This window comes from Slackia sp., from assembly GCF_977041755.1.
Genome location: NZ_CDRRGL010000036.1, coordinates 1 through 16,635, shown reverse-complemented (window position 1 = coordinate 16,635; position 16,635 = coordinate 1). Strand labels below are relative to the sequence as shown.

18 protein-coding genes and 1 CRISPR repeat array are annotated in these 16,635 nt (G+C 53.5%); of the genes, 7 read left to right on the top strand and 11 right to left on the bottom strand.

Features of this window, described 5'->3' with window-relative positions; all coding sequences use genetic code 11:
• Positions 1 to 665: 665 nt before the first annotated feature.
• On the bottom strand, positions 666 to 842 hold the full coding sequence (locus ACWI8T_RS04360; RefSeq protein ID WP_449138085.1) for a hypothetical protein: 177 nt from the start codon (positions 840 to 842) through the stop codon (positions 666 to 668).
• A gap of 749 nt (positions 843 to 1,591) precedes the next feature.
• On the opposite strand from ACWI8T_RS04360, the gene ACWI8T_RS04355 reads away from it, so the two are divergent.
• Both ACWI8T_RS04355 and ACWI8T_RS04350 read left to right on the top strand, forming a co-directional pair.
• Positions 1,592 to 1,867, top strand: a complete 276-nt coding sequence (locus ACWI8T_RS04355) for a hypothetical protein (protein WP_449138084.1) — start codon at positions 1,592 to 1,594, stop codon at positions 1,865 to 1,867.
• Between the two features lie 74 nt (positions 1,868 to 1,941).
• Positions 1,942 to 2,139, top strand: a complete 198-nt coding sequence (locus tag ACWI8T_RS04350) for a hypothetical protein (protein WP_449138083.1) — start codon at positions 1,942 to 1,944, stop codon at positions 2,137 to 2,139.
• A gap of 18 nt (positions 2,140 to 2,157) precedes the next feature.
• Here ACWI8T_RS04350 and ACWI8T_RS04345 read toward each other — a convergent pair whose 3' ends face one another.
• Positions 2,158 to 2,385, bottom strand: coding sequence for a hypothetical protein (locus ACWI8T_RS04345; RefSeq protein WP_449138082.1), 228 nt, complete (start codon positions 2,383 to 2,385; stop codon positions 2,158 to 2,160).
• Positions 2,386 to 2,811: 426 nt separating this feature from the next.
• On the opposite strand from ACWI8T_RS04345, the gene ACWI8T_RS04340 reads away from it, so the two are divergent.
• The 4 genes from ACWI8T_RS04340 (at position 2,812) to ACWI8T_RS04325 (ending at position 4,515) form a co-directional block, all read left to right on the top strand.
• Positions 2,812 to 2,964, top strand: a complete 153-nt coding sequence (locus ACWI8T_RS04340) for a hypothetical protein (RefSeq protein ID WP_449138081.1) — start codon at positions 2,812 to 2,814, stop codon at positions 2,962 to 2,964.
• 327 nt (positions 2,965 to 3,291) lie between these two features.
• Complete coding sequence (locus ACWI8T_RS04335) at positions 3,292 to 3,489, top strand: hypothetical protein (protein WP_449138080.1); 198 nt, start codon at positions 3,292 to 3,294, stop codon at positions 3,487 to 3,489.
• A gap of 23 nt (positions 3,490 to 3,512) precedes the next feature.
• Positions 3,513 to 3,743 (top strand): helix-turn-helix domain-containing protein, encoded by a 231-nt coding sequence (locus ACWI8T_RS04330; protein ID WP_449138079.1) that lies wholly within the window; start codon positions 3,513 to 3,515, stop codon positions 3,741 to 3,743.
• A 553-nt stretch (positions 3,744 to 4,296) separates the two neighbouring features.
• Complete coding sequence (locus ACWI8T_RS04325) at positions 4,297 to 4,515, top strand: hypothetical protein (RefSeq protein WP_449138078.1); 219 nt, start codon at positions 4,297 to 4,299, stop codon at positions 4,513 to 4,515.
• A 215-nt stretch (positions 4,516 to 4,730) separates the two neighbouring features.
• Here ACWI8T_RS04325 and ACWI8T_RS04320 read toward each other — a convergent pair whose 3' ends face one another.
• The 5 genes from ACWI8T_RS04320 to cas9 all read right to left on the bottom strand — a co-directional run bounded on the left by ACWI8T_RS04320 (position 4,731) and on the right by cas9 (position 12,073).
• A complete protein-coding gene (locus tag ACWI8T_RS04320) occupies positions 4,731 to 4,883 on the bottom strand; it encodes a hypothetical protein (RefSeq protein WP_449138077.1) in 153 nt (50 codons plus the stop codon).
• A 111-nt stretch (positions 4,884 to 4,994) separates the two neighbouring features.
• Positions 4,995 to 5,950: a CRISPR direct-repeat array (repeat unit 36 nt; unit sequence GTTTGATTACCAGTTAGATCGACACTGCTCCAAAAC).
• A 55-nt stretch (positions 5,951 to 6,005) separates the two neighbouring features.
• Positions 6,006 to 6,686 carry a type II-A CRISPR-associated protein Csn2 gene (gene csn2, locus ACWI8T_RS04315; RefSeq protein ID WP_449138076.1) on the bottom strand — a complete coding sequence of 227 codons (681 nt, stop codon included), beginning with the start codon at positions 6,684 to 6,686 and terminating at the stop codon, positions 6,006 to 6,008.
• The gene (cas2, locus tag ACWI8T_RS04310; protein WP_449138075.1) at positions 6,683 to 6,991 is read right to left on the bottom strand and encodes a CRISPR-associated endonuclease Cas2; all 309 of its coding nucleotides are present in this window, start codon (positions 6,989 to 6,991) and stop codon (positions 6,683 to 6,685) included. Before cas2 ends, csn2 begins: the two co-directional genes overlap by 4 nt.
• Before the next feature lie 23 nt (positions 6,992 to 7,014).
• On the bottom strand, positions 7,015 to 7,896 hold the full coding sequence (cas1, locus tag ACWI8T_RS04305; RefSeq protein WP_449138074.1) for a type II CRISPR-associated endonuclease Cas1: 882 nt from the start codon (positions 7,894 to 7,896) through the stop codon (positions 7,015 to 7,017).
• Entirely contained in the window at positions 7,883 to 12,073 is a 4,191-nt protein-coding gene (gene cas9 / locus ACWI8T_RS04300) for a type II CRISPR RNA-guided endonuclease Cas9 (RefSeq protein WP_449138073.1), read from the bottom strand. The genes cas1 and cas9 overlap by 14 nt, the downstream gene beginning before the upstream one ends.
• 349 nt (positions 12,074 to 12,422) lie before the next feature.
• Here cas9 and ACWI8T_RS04295 point away from each other — a divergent pair, with 349 nt between their 5' ends.
• Entirely contained in the window at positions 12,423 to 12,656 is a 234-nt protein-coding gene (locus ACWI8T_RS04295) for a hypothetical protein (RefSeq protein ID WP_449138072.1), read from the top strand.
• A 64-nt stretch (positions 12,657 to 12,720) separates the two neighbouring features.
• On the opposite strand, the gene ACWI8T_RS04290 is transcribed toward ACWI8T_RS04295, so the two are convergent.
• From ACWI8T_RS04290 to ACWI8T_RS04275, 4 genes are all read right to left on the bottom strand, one after another.
• Positions 12,721 to 13,992, bottom strand: a complete 1,272-nt coding sequence (locus tag ACWI8T_RS04290; RefSeq protein ID WP_449138071.1) for a HipA domain-containing protein — start codon at positions 13,990 to 13,992, stop codon at positions 12,721 to 12,723.
• The gene (locus ACWI8T_RS04285) at positions 13,989 to 14,210 is read right to left on the bottom strand and encodes a helix-turn-helix domain-containing protein (protein ID WP_449138070.1); all 222 of its coding nucleotides are present in this window, start codon (positions 14,208 to 14,210) and stop codon (positions 13,989 to 13,991) included. Before ACWI8T_RS04285 ends, ACWI8T_RS04290 begins: the two co-directional genes overlap by 4 nt.
• A 120-nt stretch (positions 14,211 to 14,330) precedes the next feature.
• Positions 14,331 to 15,773: a radical SAM protein gene (locus tag ACWI8T_RS04280; protein ID WP_449138069.1), complete on the bottom strand. Its 1,443-nt coding sequence runs from the start codon at positions 15,771 to 15,773 to the stop codon at positions 14,331 to 14,333.
• A gap of 4 nt (positions 15,774 to 15,777) precedes the next feature.
• On the bottom strand, positions 15,778 to 16,539 hold the full coding sequence (locus ACWI8T_RS04275; protein WP_449138068.1) for a TorD/DmsD family molecular chaperone: 762 nt from the start codon (positions 16,537 to 16,539) through the stop codon (positions 15,778 to 15,780).
• Between the last annotated feature and the right edge of the window lie 96 nt (positions 16,540 to 16,635).

Here is a 16,635-nt window from a genome sequence, read left to right as displayed (position 1 = left end):
CGGGCGGCTTCTATGGCGGCGTTGATTACCCGCTGACCGTCGGTGGCCTGTCAATCGGCCGCTGCTACACCGAAGGCTACGTAACCGGCAAACTGGTCGCGTCACTGTAGCACGCAAAGACAATCGCAGATGAAGGCGGCTTCGGCATATCACCGGGGCCGCCTTTTTCAATATGGGATTCGCATACCGAATTGCTGCTTCGGAATATGATTGACGGAAATCTCCGTCGTCAAAGCTTGTGCGACGAAATGCACCCATCTTCATCCCGAAAAGATCATCCACCTCGAACGGATCGGGAGGCTTCGGCAGCCTGCCCTTCTCGAAGCAATTGCAGGGGACGAATGCATCCAAGCCCATGTCGACCTCCCATCAACGTCGGGATTTAGTATAGAAGATGCCAGCAAGAGCGTCGGCCGACGCAACGGCGCGGGGCAAACAAAAAGCCCACCCCCCTGGAAGTAAAAGGAGGTGAGCCGATGGAAACCCTTATAGCGGTGGCGCAAGGAGTGCTAGCCAGACTTTAACCGAGCTCCTTCTACCCCTTGCGCGCGCCGTACGCAAGACTATCGCAAACTTGCCAAGCGCGAGACGGACCTTGGCGATTTGCCGACCACCTCGTGGTTCATATGCATGACGCCAAGAGGACCGCTTCGGTACGCTTCGGATTACAGCATCATGCCTTCCCGCAGCGGAGCGAACCTCGGCTCGCCCGTTTCGAGCGATTCAACGAGCTTGTCGTACACGTCATCAACGTGGCCGTACCAAACGGGCTCATACCCGAAGCGTTTCTCGAATTCGGAGGTCTTTTCTTCGACCTCTTCCCACGTATGCAGCTCGGCCATCAGCGAAGCACCTCCTCAATTGTCTCTTCGAATATTACCTTGATTCAGGCAGGTATTCCCGCAGCACTTCGGCTTGATTGCGATTAAATCGACGCTACCCAAAACAGTCAGGAAGCGGAGGCGTTGAAGGCGCCTTTCCGATTCCGCGAATGCCCATAGCCGCTCTTCGGTTCGCGCTTGAGATAAGGCGAGCCATAAAAGAAAAGCGGCCCCGCAAGCAGGACCGCTAAACGCCCGCCGCGGGCGGAGTCTACCAAACGAAACCCGCGGCGTTTTTACTCTATCAAAACAGAATGAATGATACCACCATGAAGAGCATGAAAGCGAACTAGGCCGCTCAGGCGTACCGGGCGAGAGGCGGGCAACGACAACTCGTCGCTCGCCCCGAAGAGCACCGGCTACAGTAACGCCCCGTACATAAACGGGTCCTCTCGCCGCTCATGCCGCCCTCAACAGACAGTTCCGCTATCATGAGCGACGTCGCGCAATCTGCGCATGCCCACACCGGGTCGTCGGAATCTTCGCAGACGAGTACGGAGGCGTTGCGCCGCTTTCGACCTACGTTTATTCTCGGGACGAGAAAACGCAAGCAAGCAATGTGCAGACCCTTGCATGTTCAAAGATTACGGCGGAAACGCCTCCGAGCCCATGAACATGGGGAATCGAGATACCGCGTCATCCCCCACTTATATATTCGAGAGATCTCGAAATGCTAAAATTGACTTTAGCGATACTTGGGAGGTTTCGGCGTGGCGGGCGGAATGGCGATATTCGAGATAGGCGAAAACGGCTCGCGCAGGGCTGTAAGGGTCTTCATACGCCCCAAGGACGAAAAGAACCTCTCAGATGATGAGATCGAAGCCAAAGAGGCGATTCTTGAAGAATTCCTCAAGCCCGAATACGCCGGCAAGGTCGGAAACACGCTCGACCCGTACAAGATCACCGAAAAGATTCTCACTGAGCGCTATGGCCACGCGAAGATGGTTGAGACGCACTTTGAATGGCGACCCAATATAAGGTACTGAGCCGAACCATGGCGAAGAACGCCTAATGCAATCGAGCACCAGGCACCCCCGCACCTGTACGCGCACCTCTTAAATTGAGCAAAACGACGCCTTGGATTGCAGGCTATCGCGCACTCAAGGCCGAATTGAACGACCGCTATTGGCACCGCATCCTCAAGAGCCCGATTGACTGTCGCCTTATCGACGATCACATCGTGACGGAAGCCAACAACGCGCTCGCCAGGGCGCACGACCTCGGCGCGCTCATCACGCCCAGCTTGATTTCCGATTAGATTGCACTACACCAAAACCTACGCGCGGTTCTCAAACAGCCGAACGATATCGGCTTCGAGGCGACTCTCGAATTCATCTTCGCCGTATTTCTCGTAGTACTCGCTTCGGTGCTCAAGGTCATAATCGGCCTCTTTCTGCCAAAGCGCGCGGTCGTCTTCCCCTAGAGTGTCGACCAAATCCCGATATAACGTCGACTCGTCTCTGCCATCGTACCGCTCTTCGTATTGCTTTTGTATTTCGGCCAAAACGCTCAATACCCACCCCCCGAAAGCTTGATTACCAGCTAGATCGATGCTGCCCAAAACGAAGATACCACCACAGGATAGACTGGAAAACCTCATCCCTAAAGTGGTAATCAGCGAATGAGAGAAGCAGTGATTCGCCCCTCTTCAGAGGGGTTTCCTTTTTGCTCGACATTATATGGTGTACTATACACAACGACAAAGGAGGCTTGCATGGTGACTGCGGCAAGGGTCAGGGCGACCACTAAATACATCAAGAACCACATGCGTACGTTCGTGTGCAGGTGCAACAACGAGACTGACGCGGACGTGATACGCTACCTTGAGGAATGCGGGAACGTGAACGCCGAAATCAAGCGGCTGGTACGGAAAGAAATACGAGAAACTGTATAGTAGACTATATACCAAGGCAAGGGAAAGGTTCAAACCATGGACGAGGGTCAAGAGGAAATGAACAACCAGGAGTTCGAAACCTTCAAGAAGATGCTCGTACTGCACCTCGAAGAGCTGAAGGGATTGGAGAGCGACCCCAAGGCATGGAAGCGCAAGCTCGAAACCGTCATCGAAACCTTAAAGGACTAGAAGCCCGGGTAAGCCCAGACCGTCAGCGAAGCAAACCCGTCATATCGCACAATGGCATAATTTACTCACTGACCCCCACCAGCATGACACAGCCTCGTAAAAACGCGGGGCTCTTTCTTTGCGATGGCCGAAGCAGCACAATTAGCGTCATGAAGACCGACGCGAAACATAGGGGCAAATCGACAGGCCACGACGCCAAGAACCACATTCCGCGAGATGCGTCGCTAGCGAGAAGAGCTGCGCAACTGGAGAAAAAGCGGGGGCGTTCGGCCAAAAAACCGAGGCGATTCTACGACAGGCGGAGCTTGCACGGCACGAAAGAGAGGCATGGACATGTTCTATATCTGCGAATTCGAATTCTACGATGACGGCGAAGGCTCCGTTGCGGCCTTGTGCCTGAACGACTGGGGCGGTGCCACGTTCGGCGACGACTTGGAAGACGCTGGCGAGAGCGCAGCCGATTGGCTCACCTGCATGGTCGACGATTGCCTGATGAACGGGCGCGAGCTTCCCCAGTCGAATTAGGCCATGAGCCGCAGCACGGCGGGATGGTCGTCGCACTCGCCGTGTCCCGCGAGCTGTCGAACATCCCAGCCATAACGGCGGCGGATGCCGCGCGAGAGCTTGGCGTGAGCACCGCCCGCGTCACGCAACTCGCAAATGCCGGGCTGCTTGATTCCTGGAAAGAAGGAAGCCGCCGCATGGTGTCCAAAGCTTCCGTTGAAGCACGGCTCGAAGACACTCCAAAAGCCGGAAGACCAAAAGCCGCAATGGCATAATAGAAAGCCGATTCCCGTCGGCGTGTCACAAGCCCCGCAACAATGCGAGGCTTATTCTTTGCCACGGCCCGACCGCGAGGTACGTCGAGATTTGCAACTGCCGGTGCACCGTGATAGTGGCCGTGGAGGGCTTCGAGACGGACGATGCGGAGCGATGGAGCAAGCTTACAGAGGGTATGACGTACGAGGAATGGAAGGCGGGCGGAAGCGGCAAGAAAGCCGCTGAATCGATTGCCCGACAAGGCCGCGACTCAGAATCGGCCTTTGTCCTCCAACCTCGAAAAACGATTGAGAAAATAAGGGCATCAGTCCGCGAATACATCGACGCGCAACGCGTATTCGGATTAACAGCACCTGGGTTCTCTCCGCGTCGACGCAGTACGGTACAATTGCCGAAAGCCGAATACGCCTCTGTTATGAGCGCGATTAACGAGAGCTACAAAGCACGGTTCGAGGGGAAGACGAAAGGCAGAATCGCCGTTGGCAATTACTCGTACAGTTTTGAGATTTCAGGATTCAACGAGTACCGCATAACTGGCAGGAGGTATCTCAAATGAGCGAAGAAATCGGCGAGTCTTTGAAAGACGAGCTATTCGCAAGCCTCCGGGGGCTTCGCGATTACTACAAAGACTTCGATGTTTGCACCTGGGCGTTCGTCGACGATGCCGACGAGGCGAGCGCAATCATCGAATACATCAGGGAATATCCCGAAGCTGCGACGGAAGACGTGATTACTTTTCAAGAATGGTATCACGACCAATCCCAGCCATGAGTTCTCGGACGACTAAGGCCCGCTTCGGCGGGCTTTTCCTTTGCCGTAACCTTCCCGCGAAAATGGAGCCATAAGCCCGCAGGCTTCGAGGGACAGGGGCCGCAACCCTGGGCCTGCGGGAAGTCGCCGCGTTCGCGCTACGTGCGGTTCGGGCGGCGCAAAATGGCTTGATTACCAGCTAGATCAACGCTGCCCCAAAACGGTTGTGTGCTTGGCTAGTACCAGAAGACGGTGCCGCCATCCCGCACGATGCTATCGCGCAGGATGCGACGAGCTTCTGCGAACATGTGCTCCGCGTAGCGCTCATGCATATCGTTCGGCGATACGGACAGAACGGAAACGGTGCCAGCGCTACGATCGATGGCCACAGTACCCGGCTCCCCCTTGCCCTCGGGGTAGTATTCGAACGTCGCGGCATTGCCGTCGTCTTCGATCTTCTTAAACTCGACTATCTTTTGGCCACTCCTCCTCGTTCAGCCGTTTGACTACCAGCTAGATCGACACTGCTCCAAAACAGGCCGGCGACACGACGACGCGCGTCGGCAAGTTTGATTACCAGTTAGATCGACACTGCTCCAAAACTTTTGCCCGCTCCTGTCTATTCGTCCTCGTGTTTGATTACCAGTTAGATCGACACTGCTCCAAAACCGGTCCCTTTGCCTCGAACCGCGCGGGCTCGTTTGATTACCAGTTAGATCGACACTGCTCCAAAACAGAATGCCGCCAAGTGCCGAAGAGGAAGGAGTTTGATTACCAGTTAGATCGACACTGCTCCAAAACCAAAGGCTGGTATCCGAACATAGGAAAGCGTTTGATTACCAGTTAGATCGACACTGCTCCAAAACGAGCCGCAACCTGGTGCTGGTGGGCGACTCGTTTGATTACCAGTTAGATCGACACTGCTCCAAAACAAACAACCTCAACCGAAAGGAAATAAAATGTTTGATTACCAGTTAGATCGACACTGCTCCAAAACAGAGAACGAGCAATAGCCGTTCGGATTGGGTTTGATTACCAGTTAGATCGACACTGCTCCAAAACATACGCCGTTTTGGTGTTACCTATGGAGGCGTTTGATTACCAGTTAGATCGACACTGCTCCAAAACTAGCAGTGCTTTATATCGTAGTTATTAGTGGTTTGATTACCAGTTAGATCGACACTGCTCCAAAACTGCATAGTTGTCAAACTTTAGGCGCGCGCCGTTTGATTACCAGTTAGATCGACACTGCTCCAAAACGGGTTTGGCAGTTGCTATCCCCGCAAAGAGTTTGATTACCAGTTAGATCGACACTGCTCCAAAACTCTCGAACCTCGCGGCGAAGCCCTCGACCGTTTGATTACCAGTTAGATCGACACTGCTCCAAAACAGGAGCGCGAGGATGACGACAAGGGCGCTAGTTTGATTACCAGTTAGATCGACACTGCTCCAAAACCATTGAAGCAAATTCCCTACTGCGACGAGACGTTCAATCTAACTGGATAGCTCTTTCAATACTCCAAAAACTGCAGGTCAACCGTTAATTTATGCTCATGCTCATACGACATCACATCAGGCTTATTCTCCAGCAATAATACGCTTAGTTTTAGAAAAAACACGTGTTCATAGAGCACCTGAAGTTCATTTTCCGTCAAAAAAGTTTTGAGATTAACGAAAACGATCGTCTTCCTGCAGCCAGCGTCAAGAGCAAATGAAAGAAAATTGAGCAAATTATCAAGGAGCGATTTATCTTCCTGAACCGCTACCCCGAATCCCAAAAACTTAAGGTAGCGCTTCAAATCCCATTCTAGCCCAAAACTCAAATCTGCATTGAAGCCCAGGTTCAATGAGCCCAAATGATCTTCGATTGTTCTTTCGGCAATCTCGATTTTGAGACGTAAATCCTCATCTTCCAGAAATTCACGTTCAACTCGCTTGGTTACCGCAGCCATAAACGACCGGTCATCCCAAGGGAGGCTCAGCACATCGGGCACCACCATCAATGCATTACTTGGTTTTACTTCATCTTCGCCATTCCATAGGGAATACGGCTCTGGCGCCTGACACCCCAATCCCGTTTTTAGCGAGCCAACAATACGCGCGAAAAGCGCTGGGTTTTCAACCTGAAGAACCGCCGTTTCGCCAACCAGCAGCTCAACTGGGTTTTCTAAGCCCGAAAATACAAGCTTCATAGCACCAAAAGCTCTTCCATAGTATCGACCTCATCGTAGACTTCGCGGTTGCCCGTTATGTACTCCATAGTCGAAAACTGAGATTCGGTTACACGCAGAACTTGCACAAGCCCCGCAGGCGGGCGATTCTTCCGAAGACGCTGCACCGCGCTGCCCGCCGCACCGTCGTTAACAACCAATTTCGCATACACGGATTCTTGAAGCATCAAGTACCCATCTTTGAGGAGAAACTTGCGAAACACCCGGTAAGCTTTTCTTTGGGCAGGAGTATCGACAGGAAGGTCAAAAAACACAACGAGCCGCATATATCTAACCCTTTCCCCGGCACTCATATGACATCGAACGATTCGATTTCATCCACCGACAGCCTTCGACTCAGCGCCTTGAAGCAGTCTGCAACATACAGCGATATCACCGATCCAACACGATACGTTCCGCCACGGTACGCAATACCCTGGTTAAGCATGTCGACCAAAATCAGCTTAGTCTCTTTCGTAAAATCACCATCAAAGTTGTCGAACACAACCCGATCGACGAGCGGCCTGAACGGCTCCATAAAGTCGCAGCTCAAGTTGAATTGATTGAACTCATTTCGGTGGCAAATACCCGTTTGAGTAAGATACCCGCGCGCCACGATTTCACGGTTCACGCTCGATAGCAAAACCGCGTAACCATAATTGAGAGCAGCATTCAACGGGGTGTCATCGTCTCTCGAAAAAGAGGGGCCGAACAGTGAGCTAAAGTACAAGCGAGCCGCATGCCCCTCACGATTCGTTGTATCGCCAGAACGCACTTCCGCCACAATGTCGCGAAGCATTTTCCCTTGCCCTTCACGAGCGCGCGCATACAGAACATCAGCCTGATGCGCAATCTTGTCACGTACGATACGCTGCCATACGCGCTTTTTGACCGGTTCGCCCCAATCAAGCTGCTCCGAAATGCGCCTGCTCGTGTTATGCGCCCCATAGAGCGGCAAATACTGGCCGATAGGGTCGCATTTCTCGTCAGAAACGACAAATGCGACCTTTGCCTTAGCGAGCTCGGAAAGCAGATAAGCGCTCACAAATACCTGGTTGGACTGGAGAACGACGGACGAAATCTCGGATAGGTGGACTTTCGTCGTATCGTCCTCCCGCCGAACAACCATATAGCCGCCCTTGTATTGCAGCTTGCAAGGGTTCGCGATAACGATGTTCCTAAAGCCCGACACGAGTCCTTCTCTCGAACATGCCCGTTACGGATTGATTGACAATCACAATCGAATCCGGGACCTTGTAACGCGCAGGGCGCAATCGTCCACTGCTCTTCCCACCGCCCAAAGTCTTGAGGTCAACTGGTACAGATTTTTTATTCCCCATGCAAAGCCTGAGAAGTTTAATTAGCAACTCTTTCTGCTCAGCAACTTCCAAACCGCAGAAGGCAGCGTACTTGTTCTCAAGCCCTAAATCTTGTGCCAGCATGTCACACTCCGCTCTTCTCAGCGCTCGAGATATGGCTCGATATGTCGATTGGTTTACCTCGGCATCGAAGAACCCTTCTTGGCAGACCAGCGCAATATCAACTTGTTCGTCCTGAGAAAAAGCCAACTGAGACCCTGATTTCATCTCTTCCTCAGCGCTAACGTATAAACGGCTCCCATCAATTTCGACAAGCTGCCATTTCAACAAGCGCGGAATAACAACCTTCGAGAATTCATACTTTGTTTTCGCCGTCAATTCGCGACAATAGTCCTCAAAAGCAGCGTTGGAGCCTTCCAATTTTTCCCTCAGAAAAACGGGCATCTGAGCCATTAGCAACGTTTGTTTTCCCTTTTTATCAACGGCTTCATAAATAAAGAAATAGGCAGCTTTCTTGCTGTCGTACCCGCCATAGAGCAAGGGGTCAAGCTCCTTCTTGAGCCTGAGCTTCGGGTCGTTTCTCTTCGGAATAGGATTAGCATTCCAAAAAACTCCGGAATCGACGTGCGGCATCCTCGAAATATAACATTGACGATAATTGAGCGCCTTGCGAATGCCCTCAACCTCTGCAGCCGCATTCCAGCCATCGGGAAGGTACTTCCCCCTATAGCGTTTCACCTCATCATCGTTGGGCCATGCGTCGTCAAAGACCTCACCAGTTTCAGAATCGAAGCCAGCGGTCATAAAGCTATTGACGACAAAACCAGCCGACCCGGGCATACGGTGGGTTTTCTTAAACAGCTCGGACTGTTCACGCACGTATTGCTGAACCACATGAGCATAGCCAATAGGGTTTTCATATATTCCAGGATGGCGCATCTGGATGAACAGGCCCAATCGGCATGCCAAATACGCATCATGCGCATGATGGAAATCGTTCGCTTCACGGCACTTAACAAGACCAGCCGCCTCACGAAGGTTGTGCGACATGCTCGCCTTTACGGGAACAATTTTGGTTCCCGCATCGACATAGCGAGCTTCGAGCAACGCCTGAGCCATTTTCACCATCTGACTCGTTTCGACCAGCTGGCGCGCGACGAAACCCTTCATAGTGTTCTCGTTAATATGAGAGCGAAGCAAATTGCGATACTTCTTATCGCCAATCATCTTTGCATGGTGTAGCTGGCTCCACGTGGCGCTCATTTTCCGACGAATATTCTCGTCAATCAAAAGCTGGTCGGTCTTACGCTGGTTTGCTTCGCGATACACAAGCGCCTTGTTTTCCAGACTATCGTCCTTGATATAAGCGCGCGGAATAATATGGTCGACCTCATAGTCGCCCGAACCAGACATGAGCTTTTCGAGGTCAATAGCACGCCCCGAATACAAGCACTTACCGTTCTGCATCAAATACAGCGTCAGCCGCTCGTCAAGATCGACATTTGCCGCCTTGAGCTCCTTAAACTCGCTCATAACGGCAAGCTCGCCACCCTCGGCCTTAAAAGCTTTAAGCGCTTCCTCGATGCGGTCCCACCGCTTAACAGTACGCTTGCCCTTCTTGCGCTCATCTTCGTCGCGCGTCACTTCGATAAAGATATTCTCCGGTGCATGGCCCGCTATTTTCGCGATTTCGTCAACGATGCGGATTGCTTGATTAAGGCTGCGACGAATCGCCGGGGACCCCGGCAGCTCATTGACGCCCATCGCTTTCCCATTTTCGGCATAAAACTCACGGTTCGCTTCATCTATTTTCTCTTGGAAGCCAAGGGTATTGTCATGGAGAACCTCCATCATCACCATGGTCTCACCCAAGCGGCGATTAGAGCTGGGGTTGCCTTCGCGCAATACGTCCATGATGCTCATGGGACGACCAGTTTGCGTGTCAATCTTAATACCCGTTAGGAATTTTTTGGACAGCCTTCCCCACCCGGTCAGACGTTTTTTGCAGATCTTCTTTATCTGGTCGGCATTGAGCATGCCGCTTCCATCAGGCCCAAACTCGCTCTGAAGCTTCTCTTTCAGAATCGAACGGTCCTCGAACAGCGTGTTCCACAGAATTATTTTCTCGATAACAGGGAACTCTTCCGAGCTCAATTCCCCAACGCCGAAAATGTCTTTTGCAAAGAAGATATACGAGCCCATCTTGGACTCAAGACCGCTTTCGCCTTGGCCGCCTCGCACAATAGGGCTCCTCGCATCACCCTCACGTACAAGCCAATCTGCAATCATCTTGTACGTCACGCGACGCTTCTCGTGGAACAAATCTTGAATAATGCCTTCGCGCTGGGCAGCATCGAGTCGACACCATGTATCTCCATCTTCCGACCAGCGAACGCCATTGAGCTCGTTAAGAACGCAGAACTCCTCGTAAAGCAGCGACTGCTTGGGCAGAACCTTCTCTCCCGCAAGATAGGTACAGTCGCCTGTCATGCGCATAATGAAGTTTTCGGCGCTCTTGTTCTTGTCAATTACGCTTTCCCAATTCCAAGGCGTAATAACGGCATCATCCATACCAGGCTTGCGTTCCGACCACTGGAATCGGCATTTGCCATGTGAATCATGCGCGGCGTTTTTGGGCGTAAGCGGCCCAACATAGTACGGAATGCGGAACGTGACCAAGCTCTCGATCTTATCCGCATCGGTTTTAAGGAACGAATAGAAGCGCCCTTGATTCTTGAGAATTGCCTGCAGCTCTTCAAGGTGCAGCTGATAGTAAATTGCGCCGTTGTCGCTCGTCTTCAGGCGACGCAGGAATCGTTGCTTGTCAAACGCATCCATCATCTGGATGTAGCGCTCGTCGGATTCCGCCCCCGTTCCAGCAAAGAGCTTCTTCACCGACTTAGCGAAATCGTCGTAAGACAGCTTGTGCAAATTATAGGCAGTGTAACCAGCGGCTTTAGATGCATCGTAGTCGCGAGACGGGTCGTCCGCATTCGCATCGTGATAGGTCGCGCCACGGAACATCGAGCTATACGAATCTGGGGCATACGCTCGCACGAGCGACTTAAGGCAATCAAGGTCGTTCGCGTAGCATTCATATTTCTTAATCATGTTGCGCGAAATGGTCTCGCCTTCCGCGTACGACAAAAGACCCTGAAGCACATAGGCAGAATAGACCCCACATATGGCATCGAGGAGTTCCGTCGAGTCGTCAGGACACGCTGCCTGAAGCGCTTCGAGCTTTTCGTCGTCCGAAAGCGCAAGCTTGGTCGCTTCGCACTCGAAATCGCCGAATATATCTTTGAATTCACATTGAAGGCCCACGATGGCACTTGCCAGCGCCTTAGAGAGCTTCTTGCTGATTGTCGAATCGCCAGTATCGACCTTTACGAGCTCTTGTAAATCTTTGGCCTTTTGAGAACGCGACGAGCGTTCGTCCGCCAGAATCTGAGCCGCAGCACCCTCGTTAGTTTTTTCGCACTCGTATTCCCTTGATTCGCACCATGACAGGAGAGCGTCATTCAGTTTCTTAAGGGCATCGGAGGTCTTGGCGGTTTTAGCCGTAAGTTTTTCGCCTTGACGAAGAAAATTACCGCGATGCTTAACGATGTTATGAATCGCAAGGTAGATTAAACGAAGATCGGCTTGCTCATCAGTTTCCATGAGATAGGCGCGAAGATGATAGATGGTTGGGAAATTATCGAAATAGTCCGCTTTGGTGAAGTCTTTGGCGAAGATCGGATCGCCTTCGATGGTGCGTGAATGATTGATGCGATCGAAAAACCCTGGGTCGACCTGCGCCATCTCGTCCGCGAAGAGAGCCTGCAGCAAATCAAGACGCCAACGGCGACGCACGTATCGACGTCGCTGGCCGCGATGGACGCGCGCCTCAGACGCAGGTTGAGCGCTATCGAACAAACGACTACCCCACGTTGGCTGTTTTTTGAAATGCAGCAACTTGCCCTGGCCGTCCGTCACCGCCCAGCCAACGGAACCGGTTCCCATATCGAGGCCAATGTTATACGGTCCCGAACAATTCCTCAAATTCATGTTGTCCAGCTCCTTTGTGCTGTGCTACAGTTGTGGCGTCGATTACCAGTTACATCGACACTGCGAGTCAAAATACGGCTTAGCCAAAAATGTCCTCTGCCTCGTGCATGACTTCCCGTAGGGGAACTTCGACTCGTCAAGAGCCTCCGCAAGGAGGCTCTTTTTTTCTGCAAACATTATAGACCCCCGTCATGATAAAAGGGGCATTACGAGGGGCTATTCGGTCGATAGCAAGGAACTGTTCGACCCCTCCCCCATATTCAAATAAAGGAGAAATGCCGAGATGAGCCGCGATACAATCGCTGAAAGCGACCGAAAGCTGGCCGCACGATAGCCGAATGGATAATCGATGCTGACATTTGCGAAGAAAACGGACGATGGCACAACGGCCACATATGAATACCTACCCCATGGCGCCAGTCGAACGGGTTTGGTATCCATCAACCGCGCTACAAACGAGGCTTCGGTCATTGAAAAATCTCCCGATGACGACGGCATGTGCACGGGTCAGATGCTCGCGTATGTCAGGCGCATGAACCGCGCAGGCAAGCTGGAGCAATCGGGCACACTGTCCTGGTACTAGCGAAACCGATGGGCGCAGGCGGATGACGCGCCTACGAAGTTTGACGAGCGCACTTGCGTTGCCCTTATGCCACGGCCAGCTTCTCGATGCGCTTTTTCGACTGGTGCGCAATGGCCCGCGCGATTTTACTATCGGCGCCGTCGGCGGCTTGCACTTCAAACGCCGCGACAACGCGATCACGCAACGTATCGATGCGCGTTTCAGCTGCCCTGCGACTCAATCCCATGGAATGCCCCAATTCAACAAAATCTGCCCGTTCGACGGCCTCGAGTCGCTTCTTTTCACCAACATACAAGCCCATGGCAGTAGTCAGTTCGGGATAAACCGTCGTCGAAACCAAATCATACGCAGGAGCCAACGAGAGCTCGCGCCAATTATCGCTGCGCATGAGTGAATAATTCTTCAGATGAGCATCGCAATTGCCGATGATGTAATTGAATGCAATCAAATCAAAGAGCCGCAAGATGTCCTCGATGGGATTTGATGCATACCTGCGCAGCGCGTCCGCCATACTGCGTGCATAGCTCCTGCGAGACTCCTCGTATTTTTCAGCACCCAGCATGCCAAGCGCTTGGCAAAAATCTTCTTGGTGGAGGCGAAGAAACCGCACGTGTCCGTCAATCGGCGCATCCGCTGGACAAGGTTTCCTATCATACCGCTCGACGACGAGCATCGGCACTTGCGTTGGTGCCGCATATGCAGAAGGAACAGATATTCCGCTCGCGCGAGCAACGTCGAGACAAAACAGCTCGTTGTCTACAATCCCGTCAAAGCGACTACTGTTCGGTTTAACAATGCAATTCGACGGCGCGGTCCCCCGAGGCACCCACCACGAGCCGTCAACCGGATCACGGTAAAGTCCGACTTTGGATTGGGATCCCGCAAGAGAAAGCCTACTTTCTGCCGCAATTTCAGATGAAACCGCATATTCCCGTGCGGCAAGCGATTCAAAGGTTTCCTCGTCAAGCGGCGTGTAGTGCGGCAAAAGGCTCTCATCGTCACCTTTGACGCCTTCATTCGAAACAAGAACAGCACCTATGCATTCGTCGCCCAACGCAGCGAGGATCTTTAGATAGCTGTGGCTGGAAACGCCCAGCTCGCGAACAATGACGCTCCGAGAATACTCCTCAGGCAGAAGCCCCTCGAAATACGGCCTTATGACTCGATCGGGATACCCCGCCTCGCCAATGGGAATCGATAGGGAAAGGGGCCAACAAGAAGCGCCCTCGACCCATTCTTTGTCATAGGAGAAAACCGCGCCAATGCCTGGCTTGGTCACAATCACGCCAACGGAACGATAGGCGCCGTCGAATTCGACCCCGATGCTCAACCTCATTTCGCACCTCCCCTCGCGTCGGCGTGAACGTCGACACCAATGGTCGCAAGAATGGCGAGCGCCTTGCCCAGCTCGGCCGTTTCCTTTCCGCGCTCGAGGTTCGAGACGAACATAAGGCTGCACCCCGACAGATCGGCGATTTGCTGCTGCGTGTAGCCCTTCGCCTTGCGGAACGTCCTTACCGCACGCCCAAAATCGGCCGCATCGTAAATTCGCATATTATCACGTCCGTAATAATTCATGGTTTTATACGACAAATTATAGCGAACATGATAATTACGAGCAATAACGCAGTATTATCACGAACGTAATAACTATCGTGCCGAGTTTCCGCCTTATTACAACACGATTCGAGCATCCACCTCGCGCACGACGGGCATGCCCGAGTCATCCAACTCAACCACATTCAGGCTCTCAATGAAATCGACTGTCGGAAACGCGTTTCGCGCATCAGCCAGCCACTTACAAGGAAGCGCCACCACCTGCGTCGACTCGTCGTAATCAACAAAGCGCACGGCCGCCGAGGGCGCTTCATTCACCGCAGCCCGCTTGTCCTTCGCACTCTGTCCACCAGCCACGACCCGCTCGTTTTCCGCAACCTGCTCGGCCGCCACAGCCTGCTCGCCAGCCGCGACCCGATCGCTCATCGCATCCCGTTCCGCTGCGACAGGGCCCTCCTCCAAAGCCCAGCCGAGAACCGTGCTCGCATCGTCGCCAACAGCCTTCACACACTTCAGGAAATAATCACCTTCGTCAAAATGGAGCCAGCCATGCGCCGCCGCGAAAGCCTTATCGAGCAGGAAACCCTTGTTCTGCTGGTAAATCTGGCCCGTATTCTTATTATCGAGCGAGCAATAGTGCACCCCGAGCTTCAGCCCGCGCTCGGCCGCGAAGCGCATAAGCTCCAGGCATTCCGCCTCGCTGCCTGCGACGGGCAGCCCACCCGCATACCAGTAGTTGTACAGAATGGGATACGGGTTCTGGCGAAGCTCCAAGCCGCGCTGCGCAAACGCCTCGGCATTGCACAGCGGAAAGCCAAATTCCAGCAGATTCACGCCGCGAACGCCCATCTCATCAAGACGAACCAGAAGCTCTTTCATCGCCGGCCCATCATGCGGCCCAACAGGCATTTCGACCATAACATCGGGAATGAAGGCAACCGCGCGCTCAATCGCGTCGAGCGTACGCGCGTGCTCGGGCGCAAGGGCCTCGTCGCCATCGAGCTTCACGCTAAAACGGACCTCATCCAAGCCGCGATCGCGCAGCTCCGCCAAGCACGCATCGTCGAGAAAATCGCCGCACGTGTACAGGCGCACGTGCGCCTGCGGGTACAGCTCGCGCGCCGCATCGAGGAATGCGTACACGTCGCTTTTGAACAGCAGCGGCTCGCCGCCGGTAATCGCCAAACAATCGAAGCTCGCTCCCGCGGCATGCGCCTCGCGCAGCTCGCCCGCAATGTCACGCTTGTGCGAAAGCCAATACTCGTAGTCTTCCTGATTGGGATTGAAGCAGAAATAGCAATGCCTCGAGCACTTAAGCGAAACGAAGAACGTCGCCGTTCGCTCGCCCGTACGACACGCAATGCACGCAGGCGAAATCCAGTTTCGCCACAAGCTCGCATTCCCGTTTTCGCAATGGCAGCCGCATTGCTCCGCCACGCACGCGCGCATCTCGCGAAGCTGCGTCTCCTTCGCCTCAAACGGCAAACCGAATTCCGCGACCGATTTCTCGAAACTGGCTTTCACCACGTCAAATGCGGCAACGTATTCCTTCGCATCCACGGCGTTAGCCTTCCAGCTCGCCTGAAGCAACCAACTCGCCTACGAAATCGACGTCGCACGCGACAAAAGCGCGCAGCGATTCGACGACCTGGAAGAACACGCCCGATTCGTCTTTGCGATAGAGTTCCTCGTTGAACGCCTCGAGCCATTCGCCCAGATGCGCCAACAAAAACGCCTGCTGGGCGCCGAGCAATTCGCGCACGCGAGCGTCATCCCCATCGGCAAACGCCTCGTACGACTCGTCAGCCAAACACGCGAGGAACTGCATCATCATGGCAATATGGTCTTCGGGGAAATGGCCCTTCATTTCGGCCTCAAAGCCGTATTTCGCGTAGCGCTCGCGCACGTCGAGCGTGCTTTCCTTGAAAAGCGTCGCATCCTTGCCCAAATACGGCGACTCCCATGGGTAAACATACGAACCGCCGGGCACCATGAACAGCTTGTTGAACGCGACTTTTACCGCTTCAGCGTATGCCGGGTCATTCGCTTGGCGCTCGCCTAGAACAGCGCACAATTCCGCCATACGCGTAAGGGCGTCCGAACGCGTCGAATCAATCTTGATTCCCTCATCCCACGTCGCAAGGCGCTTCCCCTTCGCCACGTCGGCTTCCGCCAAGCGGCCGAACACCGCGCGCGTTTGCTCGCTTGAAAGAACGCTCAACTCTTCCGCGTTCGGCTCCGCGCCAAGCGCAACGTGGAACAATCGATAGGCGTACGCCCTGTCGGCAAGCGCCATGCCAATGTGCTCGATCGTATTCTCGTTCATGGATTCCCTCCTTGCGAAGCCGATTCATTCTCCCCGTTCGGCGTTCATTTTCTCAATCTCGACCATTTTATAGCCCATGCAGCCCTGGCAGCACAA